This window comes from Gilvimarinus sp. DA14 (genome assembly GCF_024204685.1).
Classification (GTDB): domain Bacteria; phylum Pseudomonadota; class Gammaproteobacteria; order Pseudomonadales; family Cellvibrionaceae; genus Gilvimarinus.
This window is the reverse complement of the sequence record NZ_CP100350.1, coordinates 2,157,239-2,173,369: the sequence shown is the minus strand read 5'-3', so window position 1 is coordinate 2,173,369 and position 16,131 is coordinate 2,157,239. Positions and strand designations below refer to the sequence as shown.

At 52.2% G+C, this 16,131-nt stretch carries 7 protein-coding genes; all 7 read left to right on the top strand.

Annotated elements, in window-relative coordinates; translation table 11 throughout:
- Nucleotides 1–31 precede the first annotated feature (31 nt).
- The 7 genes from xylA (at nucleotide 32) to NHM04_RS09485 (ending at nucleotide 16,085) form a co-directional block, all read left to right on the top strand.
- Nucleotides 32–1,366 (top strand): xylose isomerase, encoded by a 1,335-nt coding sequence (gene xylA / locus NHM04_RS09515; RefSeq protein WP_254263557.1) that lies wholly within the window; start codon nucleotides 32–34, stop codon nucleotides 1,364–1,366.
- 492 nt (nucleotides 1,367–1,858) lie between these two features.
- Nucleotides 1,859–3,547 carry a family 15 carbohydrate-binding domain-containing protein gene (locus tag NHM04_RS09510; protein WP_254263556.1) on the top strand — a complete coding sequence of 563 codons (1,689 nt, stop codon included), beginning with the start codon at nucleotides 1,859–1,861 and terminating at the stop codon, nucleotides 3,545–3,547.
- 281 nt (nucleotides 3,548–3,828) lie between these two features.
- Nucleotides 3,829–7,260, top strand: a complete 3,432-nt coding sequence (locus NHM04_RS09505; protein WP_254263555.1) for a TonB-dependent receptor — start codon at nucleotides 3,829–3,831, stop codon at nucleotides 7,258–7,260.
- A 138-nt stretch (nucleotides 7,261–7,398) separates the two neighbouring features.
- Nucleotides 7,399–8,931: a tryptophan halogenase family protein gene (locus tag NHM04_RS09500; protein ID WP_254263554.1), complete on the top strand. Its 1,533-nt coding sequence runs from the start codon at nucleotides 7,399–7,401 to the stop codon at nucleotides 8,929–8,931.
- Entirely contained in the window at nucleotides 8,924–10,381 is a 1,458-nt protein-coding gene (locus NHM04_RS09495; RefSeq protein ID WP_254263553.1) for a tryptophan 7-halogenase, read from the top strand. The genes NHM04_RS09500 and NHM04_RS09495 overlap by 8 nt, the downstream gene beginning before the upstream one ends.
- A 22-nt stretch (nucleotides 10,382–10,403) precedes the next feature.
- A complete protein-coding gene (locus tag NHM04_RS09490) occupies nucleotides 10,404–11,915 on the top strand; it encodes a tryptophan halogenase family protein (RefSeq protein WP_254263552.1) in 1,512 nt (503 codons plus the stop codon).
- Nucleotides 11,916–12,698: 783 nt separating this feature from the next.
- The gene (locus NHM04_RS09485) at nucleotides 12,699–16,085 is read left to right on the top strand and encodes a TonB-dependent receptor (RefSeq protein WP_254263551.1); all 3,387 of its coding nucleotides are present in this window, start codon (nucleotides 12,699–12,701) and stop codon (nucleotides 16,083–16,085) included.
- Nucleotides 16,086–16,131: the final 46 nt, after the last annotated feature.

The following is a 16,131-nucleotide window of genomic DNA, read 5'->3' as shown; positions in this document are numbered from 1 at the left end:
AGTGCTGCAGCAACACTAAAAGGTAATTGCTATGAGTGTAGTCATCGGAGATAAAGAATATTTTAAAGGCGTCGGCAAAATTGCCTACGAGGGCCCGGAGTCGGATAACCCTCTGGCGTTTAAATGGTACGACGAGAACCGCGTAGTAGCGGGCAAAACCATGAAGGAGCATCTGCGCTTTGCCACTTGTTACTGGCACACTTTCTGCGGCGCCGGTCATGATCCCTTCGGCCCTGGTCCGTTTATCTTTCCTTGGAACGAGGGTAAAGATGCCGAAACTCGCGCGCGTATGAAGCTGGATGCCGCCTTTGAATTTTTCACCAAAGTGGGCACACCTTATTACTGCTTTCACGATGTAGATGTGGTGGAAGAGGGCGATTGCTCGCGCAAAGAATTTAGCGAGCGTTTGTTCCAGTGGGTTGAGTGGGCCAAAGAAAAGCAGGCCGCTTCAGGCATGAAAGTACTTTGGGGCACTTCTAACCTGTTTACCAACCCGCGCTTTATGAATGGCGCCTCTACCAACCCAGATTTCAATGTGGTGGCTTACGCCGGTGCGCAGTTAAAAGACGCTATCGATGCGACTATCGCTCTGGGTGGTGAGAACTATGTATTCTGGGGTGGCCGCGAAGGCTACATGAGTCTGTTGAACTCCGACATTGGTCGCGAGCAAGAGCACATGGCGCGTTTCCTGACCATGGCGCGTGACTACGGCCGTGCCAACGGCTTTAAGGGCAGCTTCCTGATCGAGCCCAAGCCGATGGAGCCGTCCAAGCACCAATACGACTTCGACAGCGAAACCGTTATTGGCTTTTTGCGTCATCACGGCTTAGATAAAGACTTTAAACTGAACATTGAAACTAATCACGCCACTTTGGCCAGCCATACCATGGACCACGAAATGCAAGTGGCGGCTAACGCGGGCATGCTGGGTTCTATTGACGCTAACCGCGGTGACTACCAAAACCAGTGGGATACCGACCAGTTCCCCTACAACATCAACGAAACGGTTGAAATGATGCTGGTGGTACTGCGCGCTGGCGGCTGGGCCGGTGGCGGTGTTAACTTCGATGCTAAGCGTCGTCGTAACTCGACCGACTTGGTAGATACCTTCCACGGTCACATTGGCGGCATGGATGTGTTTGCGCGCGCGTTGGTGATTGCCGATGACATTTTGCAAAATTCACCTATCGAAGCTATGCGCAAAGAGCGTTACGCCACTTTCGATTCGGGTGATGGCGCCAAGTTTGAAGCGGGCGAGTTGAGTTTGGAAGCGCTGGCAGCTATCGGCAACGCCGGTGGCGAACCGGCCCAGGTCAGTGGCCAGCAAGAGTTGTACGAAAATATTATCAATCGTTATATTCGTTAATCTTGCCCTGACAATTTCCGTTATTGGAAACGGCGCACCGACTAAGTCGGTGCGCCGTTTTTTTATAAGTCACTAAAACGTTGCGTTCAACTTTGATTTTACAGTGCTTTGGCTTCTACACGCTTTGTTTTTTTGCTCTGAGGCGGGTTGTTATCCGGCTTAAAAGTTGGGCCGTGTGCGGAATAAATCAGTCTGCGTCTAAGGAAGATTTACGGAATTTGTCATACATTTTTTCGGGCTGCCGGCCGAGAAAAAATTATTTTTAATGAAATTCTCAGAAGCTTATAGTCATATCGAACATTTGTGTGGTATGTTGTGTGATGTACAGCACATTGAGCATTTGTAAGGTGCCGTGATGCTCAGCCCATGGAGTTAATCACGACACTTTACGCAGGCCACAAATAACAAAGGCGAAAGCCAACCGAATTCGATCAGCTTACTCTACTGACGAGAATAACTACGCTTAATATTAGAATAATAGAGGGTTACGATATGTTACAAAAACTGCTTATCGCGCTATGCACAGTCTGTGTGCTCTCTGCTTGCGGCGGAGATGTAGATTTGGGGCCGAGTACCGCGCCGCCACCAGACAATGGCGGCGGAGACGGCGATGGTGGCGATGGAAGCGGCGGTGATGGTGATTTTGAGCCGGGTGAGCCGAAAATCTATACCTATATTCCCTTTGATGAAGAAGCCGACATTGACGCATGGATGAGCGCCTGCGCCAACGGCTGTAACGCCACCGCCAGTATGAGTTGGAATGGCAGCGAAGAAGTTCTGGTGGCTGAGCCCACCTGGGCAAGCGACAGTGACCAGTTGGATATTTATGGTGCGGTAGATGAGGTCGACGATATGGCCGGTTCTGCTGCGAGCATCTGGGTATTTGTCAGCGATGCCTACGCCAGCGATGGCAATATGACAATGCACCTTTTACTGAGCAATGCCTCGGGTCTGAAAGGGGTAAGTCGTCCCTACCCCGCAGAGGCGGGTTGGAGCCGCATTGAAATGTGGGAACTGGCGGCCGGCAGCGGCGAAACCGAAGTTGTCGATGGTGAGCCTGTGGTTGATTACGGCACCTTCGCCTGGCACGACGAAGGCTTCTCGCTACGCGATATCAACGAGGTGGGCGTGCGTTTAGTGGCAAACGGAAAAGCGCCTGAAGTGGCGGGCCCGCTTTGGTTTGATAACGTAACCTTAACCCCATCTTCAGGTGCGGGCGGTCCGTTGGTTGTTGAGGCCGATGATCCGGGCTGGACGGTAATGGACGCTACCGATGGTGTGACCGTGCAAACCGATGACACTGGCGTTTACTACGAGCCTACCGCAGCCGATCAGAAATTGGTTTATCTGCTGGAAGGTCCGGCCGATTTGGTGGGCCGCAGCTTCGATATGACCATTACTGTGGATCAGGCCTTTAAAGATTCTGGCGCTGATATCCAACCAATCATCCAGCAAAACTTCGGCAGCTATACCGGCGAATTTGGATGCTATGTAGGTAACGGATCGCTGACCGCAGGCGAACCCTATGAAATTAACTGCGCCACTGAAAACGAAGCGTTTATTGCCGAGGAAGGCCAAAACATTCGCGTAGGCTTGCAAGTGAAAAACGAAGTGGCTGGTCGCGTAACCATCAACAGCATGCAGATCAACATCACCACCTCAAGTGGCGATAGTGGCCCGTTCACATTGGTGCCCACTCAAGAAGCAATCGATGCTGGCACTTGGGGTAACGACAACTGGCAGGGTTTAGAGGGTGCGCCTGATCTATCGATTGACGGTGATACCGGCACTCTCAAAATCGATCCTAACTGGCAGGCAACCGATAGCGACGAACGCACCATTATGTATGTGGCGGCGGCTGATGAATTGCCCGATCTTGAAGGCGCCACTGTTGGGTTTGAGTTGTATTTGAGTGATTACTACCTGACAGAAAACCCCGGCATGCAAATTCAACCTTATATTCAGCAAAACGAAGGCAGTTACCAGGGTATCTATGGTGACTTCCTTGCTCCCAGTGCGGGCGAAGACCTGGGTGATGGTTGGTACCGGTTTGAGCAGGAGTTTGAGGGCGTGCCGACCGAGCCGACCGCTCAGCGTGTGGGTATCAAGCTGCAAGGTGGTGGCTTGGCGACTCGTGAAGAAGGCGAACCCATTCTGTTGCGCCAGATCACTATTGAGTAGTTGAGCTGCAAAGAGACCGTTTGCGATAGCCCGCCCGAGCGGGGCGGGCTAGAAGCGCAAAGTCTCTAACGCTTTGAGCAAGTTTAAACAGGAGTAGTGCCAAACGTCATAAAAATTCAAGACGCTTGGTACAACTGCACAAGAAGAGAGTCTATGCCCGTCAGTAACGCAACACAGACAGGCAGATTTTATAAATACACGTATGAAACTCTGCTGATTAAAACGTCGGTACTTAAGGTTTCATAATAACAAGTTAGATAATAACAACGGGGTAAAGCGCTATGGTTTATCGCCAAAACACGAATAAAGTAGTTTCATTCAAAAAATCCTTGCTTGCCATGTGTGTTGTGGCAATTGGTTCGCCCACCGTTGCACAAGAAGCCTCTGACGAAATGCTGTTAGAAGAAATTGTGGTCAGCGGAACGCGTCAGAACCTGCAAAACGCGCAGGATATTAAGCGCGATGCAGATACCTTCGTAGACGCTATTTCTGCGGAAGATATTGGCTCATTACCCGATCGCAGTGTGCTTGAAGCAATGCAACGCATGCCGGGTGTATCGATCGAGCGCTTTGCTGCGCCTGAGGATCCCGATCACTTCGGGGTTGAAGGTAGTGGCGCCGTTATCCGGGGTATGAGCGCAACGCGAAGTGAATTTAACGGTCGCGATTCTTTTACTGCCAACTCGGGTCGTGGTCTTAACTTTCAGGATGTTCCGCCCGAGCTGATGTCCGGTGTGGATCTATACAAAAACCAAACTGCCGATATGATTGAAGGTGGTATTGGCGGTACGGTCAGTCTTAAAACTCGTAAGCCGTTTGATCAGGATGGGCAAATGATCGCCTTTACCGGCGATGTTTCCTACGGCGATATGGCCGAAGAGGCTTCACCTACTGTGTCGGGTTTGTACAGTAACCGCTGGGATACCGAGTCCGCCGGTGAGTTTGGGTTTTTGATTAATGCCTCTTACTCGGAATTGATCGGCGAATCTAACGGTATCCAGAGTGACGCCTTTGTTAAATACAACGCCGACACTTTGGGTGCACCTTCCAGTGTTGCCGATGAAAACAACCAGGTGTGGATGACCAACGGCTCAAACTTCTTCACCAAAGAAGACGATCGTGTGCGTAAAGGTTTAGCCACATCCTTCCAGTGGGCCAGCCCTAACGATGAGTGGGAAGCGACCGCTGAGTTTATTCGCTCCGATGCGCGTTTAAGCTGGAAAGAGAACGCCATTAAATATCAAGGTGGTTACGGCGACGAAAATGATGATGGTTCGGTGAGCGAAACCCGTCGCGCTCGTCCCTATCCTGGTACCGAGTTTGGCTGGGATGATATGGGTATCTTCCAGGAGGGTTACATTGTTGACGGCGGTGGCTGGCGCGGCGGTGAAGGTCGCGTGCCTCGCGGCTGGGCTGGCGAAGGTGATGCTCCCGATGATTACGTGACTCAAAACGATTACTTTGGTCAGAAGTATCAAGCAGACACGCGCTTTAAAGATACTCACACCATCGTAGATGACTTGAGCTTTAATATTAAGTGGATGCCCAGCGACTCTTGGGAGTTTGAGGGCGACTTCCAGTGGGTAGAAGCAACCACCGAAGACGACGACCTGCAGATTGCCAACGGCTTCTACGCCTTGCAGCAGTTCGCTATTCAAGGTGACGGAGACAAGCCTTGGCTCAATGTTATCGAGCCCTGGGATGGTCGCCGTGATGCGAACCCTGACTATTACCGGGTTAATTCTGAGTATTACCCTGAGCTAGGTGAAGAAGATCAGCCTCTGTTTCCGGGCTTTTCTAATGACCCGCAAGGCGACGCCAACTACTTTCAGGACCCCGACAGCTACTGGTGGCGCTCGGCCATGGATCACTACGAGCGTTCTGAGGGTGAATCTAAGGCGGTTCGTTTTGATGCGACTCACTACTTTGACGATACGCACCTGCTGCGTTCGGTAAAAGCCGGTGTGCGCTTCGCTGATCGCAATCAGGTTGTGCGTACCACGCCCTACAACTGGGGTAGCATTGGTGCCGAGTGGGCTCCCAACGGTGGTGAAGGCGCCATGTGGCTGTCTGAAACCGAAGAGTTGAGTGATGCTTACGAGTATATCGATTGGTCTGATTTCCACCGCGGTGGCGTGGCCAATATTCCGGGTGATGGATTCCTGTTTCCCAAGGAAGAATTCCTCAAAGACGTCATCGACGGTCGCACAGTACCGCAAAACAACCCGGGCGCCGAAGGTATTTGGGAGCCAGCTAACCTGCGCCCCGAAGCGCAAAACGGCACCTACTTCTCGGAAGCGGAAATTTACGATACTACCGAAACCAACAAAGCCGCCTATGTTCGCTTAGATTTCGGCTCGGACGATTTTGCACTGCGCTTCTCGGGTAACATTGGCCTGCGCTATGTAGAGTTGGAGCGCGACGCTCTGGGTTCTATTCAGTACCCCGACATGATTGGTCAAGCCTATCCCGCCGGGGCCCCTACCGACCTGTCCGATAGCGGCGCTATTCGTAAGTGGGCCGAGGAAGAGGTTGGCCCGTTTGATCCGGGCTTGTTCCCCAGCGAGCAGGATTGGCTGGATCAAGTTAATCAGTTAATGGCCTACTCTCGCGACGCCAATAACTGGTTATCAGAGACCGAGCAGGGCTTTGGTAATGATGCGGATCAGCTACAGGAAGACAGCGCCTCTTGGGATGGAGTGCTCCCCAGTTTTAACTTAAAGCTGGAACTCACCGACGACTTGATTGGTCGCTTTGCTGTGGCTAAAGCCATTGCTATGCCTGACATGTCTGAAGTGCGTAATCAGGCAGTACTGGGCGCACGTCAATTGACGGTAACCCGTGAAACCGACACCAGTGAAATTGTCGAGCCCGGCCCGGTTGATGATGGCGTGAATATTCTATCGGTTGAAGATGTGGTGTGGACCGGTAGTGGTGGTAACCCCGCGCTGCAGCCAATGGAGTCGATTCAGTACGACGCTTCTTTGGAGTGGTACTTTGCTCCGGTGGGCTCGCTGACTACCAGTATCTTTTATAAAGACTTAAGTAATTTCTTTATTGAAGGTGCGGTGCCGCGGACTTTCACCAACCCAACCACAGGGGTTAGCCAGACTGTTGACTTCACCACCACCCGCAACGGTGAAGAAGGTAAGATGCAAGGTATCGAGATCGCCTATCAGCAATTCTACGATATGCTGCCCGAACCTTTCGACGGCTTTGGTATTCAGGCTAACTACACCTTTATTGATTCAGAAGGCGTGCCCAACTTTACCAGTGATGCCGACGCCACTACCGAAGACGATCTCGATGACAGCGGTCCAGATACCCCACAACCGGGCCTGGAAACTGTGGACCTGAGCTTGCTCGAAGGTTTGCCTTTGCGCGGTCAATCGGAACATACCGCTAACCTGGTGCTGATGTACGAGAAGCACGATTGGTCAGCGCGGTTGGCATATAACTGGCGTTCTAAGTATCTGGTAACCACGCGCGATGTTATCAGTGGTCAGCCGATCTGGAACGACGATGCAGGCTTCTTGGATGGCTCTGTTCAATACACAATGAATGACTATGTCACCTTGGGTTTGCAGGCCACTAACCTGCTCGACACTCAGACGAAAACATTGATGACATTGGACGAAAATGGTCGCGAGACTGGCCGTTCGTGGTTTATCAACGACCGTCGCCTTGCTTTGACCTTAAAGGTTGTTTACTAAGCCTGATTGAGTGAAGACAAAAAAGGCGCAACTTCCGGGTTGCGCCTTTTTTTTGCAGCAAATTAATTCGCTATTGGGTTTGTCGGTCTGCTGGGCTGATAGAATAATACTGTGTCAAACAATAAGCGGAGAAACGCTATGGCGAGCCCGCTCGCTAAAAACATTGTCATTGTCGGTGGCGGCACAGCAGGGTGGATGAGCGCGGCGGCGCTCGCACACTTGCTGCCCGACGAATGCGCGGTCACGTTAGTAGAGTCGCAGCAAATTGGCACTGTTGGCGTTGGCGAGGCAACCATTCCCCATATACGTTATTTTAATCAATTGCTGGGTATTTCCGAGCGCGATTTTATGCAGACGACTGGGGCGACTTATAAATTAGCGATCGAGTTTACCGGTTGGGGCGATTCGGCCAGCCGATATATGCATCCATTCAGCGCTTTTGGAGCCGATTTGGGCGGCGTCGGTTTTCATCACCATTTTTTATCGGCGCGAGCAAACGGTGCTAAATTTTCGTTGGATGATTTTTCTCTATCGGCGCAGCTAGCCCAAGGCAATCGCTTCGCCCCGCCGCCCGATGAGGCGGGTCTCGGTTATGGCTATGCCTACCATCTGGATGCGACGGCATACGCATCTTTTTTACGTCGTTACGCCGAAGCGCGCCGGGTGGAGCGATACGAAGGCAAAGTTGACCGCGTGAAAACCTCTGCGGATGACGGCCGAGTGCAGGCGCTGATACTGGAGTCGGAAGAGGTTATTGATGGCGATTTGTTTATCGATTGCTCGGGCTTTCGCTCGCTGTTGTTGGGCCAAACCCTGGGCGTTCCCTTTGAAAGCTGGCGACATTGGTTGCCCTGCGACCGCGCGGTCGCTCAGGCATCCGATCCTTTAACGCCCCTGCCGTCTTATACCCGCTCTAGCGCAACCGCTAGTGGTTGGCAGTGGTGTATTCCTCTGCAGCATCGCACGGGTAATGGCCAGGTTTATTGCAGTGAAAGCCTCAGTGATGACGAAGCCTGCGCCCAGCTTCAGGGGGCACTCAACAGTGTGCCGGTTTCCGATCCCAACTTTATCCGTTTCGAGGCAGGCTGCCGTTCCCGAAGCTGGGAAAAAAATTGCATCGCTATTGGCTTGTCCAGTGGTTTTCTGGAACCTTTGGAATCCACCAGTATTTATCTGATTCAAATGGCGATTGTGAAATTGCTGGAGTTCTTTCCCTGTACCGACGAGAACTTAAGTCGCGAGGCGTTTAACCGCTGGATGAGCATGGAGTACCGCAGGGTAAGGGATTTTTTAATCTTGCACTATCATCTTAATCGTCGTGACGATTCCGATTTTTGGCGCTACTGCGCGACTATGGATATACCGATAAGCTTGCAAGAAAAAATCGAATTGTTTCGCGAATCTGCCGTCGTTCAATCTTATGATCAGGGGCTATTTGCCGAGCCCAGCTGGCTAGCGGTGTATTTGGGGCAAGGTTTGCTGCCCTCGAGCTGGGACAGTCGGGCGGCGTCTGTGCCAGCCGCTCAAGTCAGCCGCACGTTACAAGGTTTAGCCTCGCAGCTGCAAAAAATGGCTGAAAGTGCACCCGAGCATGCCGAGGTGATTGCTCGCGGTGGTCTTAAGCGCGAGCCGCCAGCCACTATGGATCTATACGGAGGCGCTCGTGACTAATATTCCTGCCCCCTTGCAGCATATTGTCGTGCTCGGGAACGGGTTGGTAGCCGCTGCTACGGCGCTAACTCTGGCGAAAATGTTGCGGCCTTTTGCGACCCGTATTACTTGGGTGCAAGCGGCCGAAAATGCTAATGCTGCAAATGTTGCTCGGGCCGAAGTTCTCGATCCTGCTTTGGGTCGCTGGCTGGAAATGGTGGGCTTTTCTGAGGCCGAGCTTGTGCAGCGGTGCGGCGGAATTTACAGCCTGGGCGCCGAGTACCAGCGGCAATCGGCTAGGTTTTTTCTGCCTTACGGCCGCCATGGCATCCAGCCTTCTCCGGCACCCTTTGAACAGGAGTTCTTTAAACGCTTCTGCGGATCTGATCAACTTGCCTTTAACGAACACTTTTTGGCTACCCGTGCAGCAGCCCAGGGGCGTTTTGCTTTTCCGGTGAAAGATCCGCGCTCGGCCAGATCTACACTTAAATACGGTTTGCATTTAGAGCGCACTGCGCTCATTGGCGCGATTGCTGCGCGTGCCCAGAGCTTGGGCGTGGATTGTCGAAGCTCCGCTTCGCTGCAAGTGCACGGGGATTCCCAGCAGGGTATAAAAGCGCTATCGCTGGATAACGACGTGCGGCTGGAGGCCGACTTTTTTATCGACGCCAGTGGCGAGTCGTCTCGGCTTCTCGGACAAACCTTGGGCATTGAGTTTCAATCTCAGAGTCGGCCGTTGTGGCCCCACCGGCTTACCTATATCGAGTCGGTAGAAGCTCCGCTACAACCACGCTCCGAACTTGTGCGAATATCCGGCGGCTGGCAACGCCGGGTGGGTTTGCAGGATAAAGCCATAGTGGATGCATGGCTCTGCGATACGGCGGCGCTGGCTAGTCTTGAGGTCTCACTGCGTGAGCAAGGTAAGAAGTTTGTTCGCTGGCAGGAAACCGAAGGCGCACGAGCTCAAGGCTGGTGTCACAACTGTTTGGCGCTGGGTGGCGCCGATGCCAACCCGGGTGAGCTGGTGTTGTCTCAGTGGCACTGGGCGTCGCGCTGTTTGCTGCTCTGGCTCGAGCTGCTGCCGGGCGCGGGTAATCAGTTGCAGCTGCGCGCTGAGTACAACCGTCGCCGCGGTTTGTTGTACCAAAAAATTAACGAGCTACACTGGGTGCACGCTGTCGGGTACGAGTGCGAACAAGAAGAGCTTCCCGCCGATATAAAGTGGCGCCTGGAGGTTTTTACGCGCCTGGGAAGGCTTTGGCGCCGGGATGAGGAAGTGCTGGGGGATGAGACCTGGCTCGCATTGGCGTTGGGGTTGGGGTGGCACGCGGGTGCCTGCGACCTTACCTTGGCCGATACCGACGCGGCGCAACTGGCGCGCAAGCATCACACCATTTACCAGACTCTGCAGCGCGAGGCCGATTCCATGCCCGCCTTGGAGGCTGTACTTAAAGATCCCGCCAGGGGCTAAGTGACGAGGTTTTAATAAGACCATGACGGACAACCGTATCCGAAAAATATTGATTGTGGGCGGAGGCACTGCCGGCTGGATGGCAGCTGCGGCTCTATCCAAGGTGTTAAAAAATCAGTACTGCGACATTCAGCTGATTGAATCCGATGCTATTGGGACCGTTGGTGTGGGTGAGGCGACGATTCCGCAGATCCAGCTGTTTAACCAGATGCTGGGTTTGGATGAAAATGAGTTTGTACGCAAAACTCAGGGTACTTTTAAATTGGGGATTCAGTTTGTTAACTGGGGGCATATTGGCGAGAAATATCTGCACGCCTTTGGCGGCGTGGGTAAAGATATGGAAGGCGTGCAGTTTTATCACTATTGGCTAAAAATGTTTCAGGCGGGCAAAGCGCCGGATATTGATCAGTATACCCTTAACTGTCTTGCTGCGGAGCAGGGGCGCTTTATGCGGCCAGTAGATGCGGGTAATTCACCGCTGTCGGATATTGCCTACGCCTTCCACTTTGATGCGACGCTGTATGCCATCTACTTGCGCGAGTTTGCCATGCAAAGAGGCGTAACCCGCCGCGAGGGAAAGATTACCGATGTTGCCGTTAATCCCGACGACGGTTTTATCCAAGCGGTCACGCTGGAAGATGGGGACACCCTGGAGGCCGACTTCTTTATCGATTGCTCCGGCTTTAAGGGATTGCTGATCGAGCAAGCTTTGCACACAGGCTACGAGGACTGGAGCCAATGGCTGCCTTGCGACCGCGCCGTTGCCGTGCCCTGCGCTAAAGTCTCTGACCCCACCCCCTATACTCGCTCAACCGCGCACAGCGCCGGTTGGCAATGGCGCATACCGCTCCAACACCGCACTGGTAACGGTCATGTGTATTGCAGCCAATTTATGAGCGATGACCAGGCGACGCAAATATTGCTGGATAACCTTGACGGCGAGCCGTTGGCGGACCCCAAGTTATTGCGCTTTACCACTGGCAAGCGTAAACGCCTCTGGAATAAAAACTGTGTTGCCTTGGGCTTGGCCGGTGGTTTTATGGAGCCTTTGGAATCGACCAGTATCCATTTGGTGCAGTCAGGCATTGCCAAACTAATGAGTCTGTTTCCTAATCGCTATTTCGATCAGGAAGACATCGACGAGTACAACCGTCAGGTGGATTTTGAATACGAGCGCATTCGCGATTTCTTAATTGCCCATTATTGTATTACCCGCCGGGATGATTCCGAATTCTGGAACTACTGCCGCACTATGCCCATTCCCGCGACTTTGCAGCAGAAGATTGATCAGTATCAGAAAAACGGCCGAATCTTTCGCACCAATGAGGAGTTGTTTAACGATTTAAGTTGGCTGGAGGTAATGCATGGCCAGGGGTTAAGTGCGCGTGCCTACCATCCGATTGTGGATACCTTGCCGCCCCAGGAAATTGAACGACGTTTGGCGAGTATTCGCGAGGTGATTAAACGCTCGGCGGAGTACATGCCTCTACACGAGGACTTTATTGCGCAGCATTGCGCTGCAAAAGATATGTGACCTGGAGTTTTCGCATGCATCGCTTAACAACTATACGCTGGTTACTTTAATCGCATTGACGCCCCACCGAGTGTCAGCGTTTTTATCTCCATTAATGGGTGCTATAACCAGTCAGGATTGTGTAAGAGTGGTGAGAGCTCGTTGCGCTGCGGCGGCTCTAATACCACTTTTTTCAATATACGGTGAGCCTCTTGCACATTAGCCACAAGTCGTTCACCCGCTGTGCAAGTAGCCGTCCGTATATCTTAATTGGCGCCACGATCCTTGGCATCACTTCCTCAGAAAATGCTAAGCCTTAAAGTGATTGACTGAAATGGCCGATCTGGATTGGGTTTTTTAAATCTGAATAGGTCATATTGTTTTTGCGGGACCATCTGTTAGCGTTAACATTGGGCTTTATTTCACGTCCAATTTCTCTATTAATCCAGTCGTCCATCTACCCTTTATTTTGTACTCCCACTTGCCCCGGTGTGTCGTTAACGTTGGCGTGTTTTTCGTCCATTAGCTTGCCTCCGGTCACTGGATACACAGCGTTAAGCCTTGTTTTGTGAAGCAAGTGTTACCCTTTTGGACACATTGTTGAAATCGGTTACTTTTGGCGGCCAAAATCTCCATATCTGTTTGACTACTAGCCTGATATGGACCATGATTTTTGAGGCAATGGGTTATGCCGCATTTACGTTATCGCTAACATTTCTTGCCCAAGTTAACTCGGTACGTAAAGAGGCTTTTCCATTAGCTACTGAGGCTCATGAGTTTAATAAATATAAAAGAGATCATGCTATGACTACTCGTACCCGTATACCCGGTCGCAAAGCCGGGATTGTTTCCCTTGCGTCATCCCTATTGGTATTAACCAGTGTGGTTGCCTCTGCTCAGAACTCTGAGGCAGACAACGCCGCCAGCGATGAAGAGCTAGTGCTCGAAGAGGTGGTGGTTAAAGGCATGCGCCAGTCCTTGGAAACCGCCCAGGACATTAAGCGCAACGCCGCCACCGTGGTTGACTCCATCACCGCTAAAGATCTGGGTTCCTTCCCGGATAAATCCGTAGCCGAAGCTTTGCAGCGCGTGGCTGGTATTACCGTTAACCGGTTCGCCGCCTCCGACGATACTGCCCACTTTTCCGCCGAGCCATCGGGTGTGGTGGTGCGCGGCTTGAATCAGGTGCGCACCGAGTTTAATGGCCGCGATTCTTTCAGTGCCAACTCCTCGCGCGGTTTGAGCTGGGGTGATGTTTCCCCCGAACTCATGTCCGGCGTGGACACCTATAAAAACCAAATGGCAGAGCTGATTGAGGGCGGTATCGCCGGTACCGTAAATATGCGTACCCGCGTACCTTTCGATCAAGACGGCGAGATGATCGCGCTGACCTTAAATGCCAACTATGGCACTCTGTCTGATGAGGTCACGCCTGAAGTGTCTGGCCTGTACAGCAATCGCTGGGAGACCAGTGCAGGTGAGTTTGGCTTTCTGGGTAACGTCGCTTATTCCGAGGTGGTGACGCAAACCGAAGGTATGCAGCTCTACCGAATGAACCGTTTCCGCGATGTCTACGGTGAAGATACATTGCGTTACATTCCCGCCACCGTTAATTTCCGTGAAAATATTTACAACCGTGATCGTTTGGGCACGGCGTTGGCGTTCCAGTATCAAAACCCGTCGGAAACAGTGGTGTTCACCTCACAGTACAACCGCTCGGAGTACGATAACGCCTGGGAAGAGTATGTAGTGGGAGTTGCACCTGCCGATTTGTCTTACGAGCAGAGTGTTTATTATGAAGTGCCGCCGTTTGAAGGTGAGCCGCGGGATAATACGAGGCCTCAGCCTGCACCCGGCACCGATGATTTTATATTTGATGAGCAGGGCCTATTCCAAAGCGGGACGTTCAATACTGGTGTCGGTTGGTGGGGCGGTAGTAGCGAAGAGGCGAAGGGCTTTGCTACTAATGCCGCTGGCGAACCACTTATCGTGCCTTGTTATGACAATAACGATAATGGTTGGGACGGCAATGGTTGCTCACCCTCTACCCGTGGCGTAGACACCACAGCTGAAACCCGCTCCAACAACAACGAAAATGTCACCGAAGACTTTTCGTTAAATCTGAAATGGTCAATCACAGACCGTATCCGCTCGAACTTTGATGTTCAGTATGTTCAGTCGGAAGTTACCAACTACGATATCTCGATGAACTTTGCCACCTACTCCAATGCGGAGCTGGATTTAAGTGGCGGGCATCCATCGCTAACTCTGCACGAGCCAACTAACGTTAATATGTCGCCTGGGTTGTGGGCCAACCCCAACAATTATCGCACCCACTTTATTATGGACCACTTGGAACAAAGTGAGGGCGAGCAGTTGGCGGCCAAGGCCGATTTTGAGTTTGATATCGACAACGGCTGGTTAGAATCTATTAAAACCGGCGTGCGCTGGGCTGAGCGCGACCAACAAGTGCGCTGGAGCGGCTATAACTGGCAGAACGTTGCTAATACTTGGACGGGAGGGCAGGCACCATACTACAACCTGGACCAGCATGATCCGGCAAATGGTGAGGGCGCACAACCAGGCTTTACCGGCTACCCGGAGGATTACTACGAAGTTCGCGAATTCGGCACTTCCAGCTATCACGATATCAGCCCGAATCAGTTTGTATTCGCCGACATGGAGCTGTTGCAGGATCGTGAACGTATGGCCAATAGCTTTGGCGCTGCCGCGCTCGGCTTTACCGGTGGTACCGGTTGGGATCCTATTTGCTCGAATATGGGGGACCGGGCCGAAGAAATTCCAGGCACCTGCTATACCCCGGCGGAGCTGGTCGATATTACCGAGACTACCGAAGCTTTTTACGTGCAGTTTAATTTCGGCGGCTCAGACGCCGAACTTTTTGGCATCCCCTTTTCGGGTAACTTAGGGGTTCGCTATGTGGATACCACTGATACCAGCACCGGCGGTATTGTCTACCCACGCCTGGGGGATGAATATTTCTTTACCGCGATTGATACTGGTGAAGTGGACGAGTTTGGCAACCCGGTTTATGTGCGCGAGCCCGATCCCACCCGAACCAATGTCGGCTGTGAGCCGCAATTTGCGCAGGGCGGTGGCCCAGCTCCGGTGCCGGGTTCCGTTGGCTGTTATTTGTCGGAAGACGATGTGGCCTTTATGGGAGGCGGTAACGAAACCAGCACTACCGAAGCCAAGCACACCAATATTTTGCCGAGCTTTAACATCAAGTTTGACCTGACCGAAGAGCTATTGCTGCGCTTTGCCGCCTCTAAGGCCATGTCGCGCCCGGATATCGGTAACTTGCGTAACTATGTCAGCGTTGGTCAAAGTTTACCTGATGCAAATGATCCCAATGATCTTTTATGGGAGAAAAATGCTGATGGCGAGATTGTTGGGGCCAACGTCTATTATGGCGGCGATGCACAGAACCCCTTCCTTAAGCCGATAGAAGCGACTCAGTACGACTTGGCGTTGGAGTACTACTTCTCGGATGTGGGTTCATTGACTGGTACGGTGTTTTATAAGCAGTTTGACGACTATATCCAGTTTGGTACCTACTTTCGCGAGTTTGAAAACAATGGTGTGACTCGCACCGCCGAAGTTCGCGGCCCACTCAATGGTGAGGGTGCAGACATCAGTGGTTTTGAAATTGCCTATCAGCAGTTCTTCGATTTCCTGCCAGAGCCTTTTAATGGTTTGGGTATGCAGGCTAACTACACCTTTATTGATAACAACGGCATTACCAACACCGGTGTTAGAAATACCGGTGGTGAGGGTTCGACCATCACCGATCAGGCGCCGGATGCCATTGGCACTGACCGCTTAGAGGGATTGAGTGATCACGCCTTTAACCTGATTGGTATGTACGAATATGGCGACTGGCAGGCGCGGTTGGCCTACAGCTGGCGCGATGAGTACATGGTGACGGCCATCGATTGTTGTGTTGCCTACCCGGTGTGGAACGAGGCCTATGGTCAGCTGGATGGTTCGATCAAATACAGCTTGACGGATAACCTTGATATTACCTTCCAGGGTAGTAATCTGTTGAACGAGGAGACTGTTCTTAGGCAGCAGGTTACCGACGTAGACGACGGCGGACTGCTTTTGCCCACTGGCTGGCATCAGCAGGATCGACGCTTCACCGTTGGTTTGCGCTTTGTGTTCCAGTAAATCGTAACGCTAAGCCAACCCGAAAATGCGCTGCTATTTATAGCAG

Coding starts and splice junctions, on each gene's coding strand:
- xylA (WP_254263557.1), top strand. CDS start 32: ATGAGTGTAGTCATCGGAGATAAAGAATATTTTAAAGGCGTCGGCAAA.
- NHM04_RS09510 (WP_254263556.1), top strand. CDS start 1,859: ATGTTACAAAAACTGCTTATCGCGCTATGCACAGTCTGTGTGCTCTCT.
- NHM04_RS09505 (WP_254263555.1), top strand. CDS start 3,829: ATGGTTTATCGCCAAAACACGAATAAAGTAGTTTCATTCAAAAAATCC.
- NHM04_RS09500 (WP_254263554.1), top strand. CDS start 7,399: ATGGCGAGCCCGCTCGCTAAAAACATTGTCATTGTCGGTGGCGGCACA.
- NHM04_RS09490 (WP_254263552.1), top strand. CDS start 10,404: ATGACGGACAACCGTATCCGAAAAATATTGATTGTGGGCGGAGGCACT.
- NHM04_RS09485 (WP_254263551.1), top strand. CDS start 12,699: ATGACTACTCGTACCCGTATACCCGGTCGCAAAGCCGGGATTGTTTCC.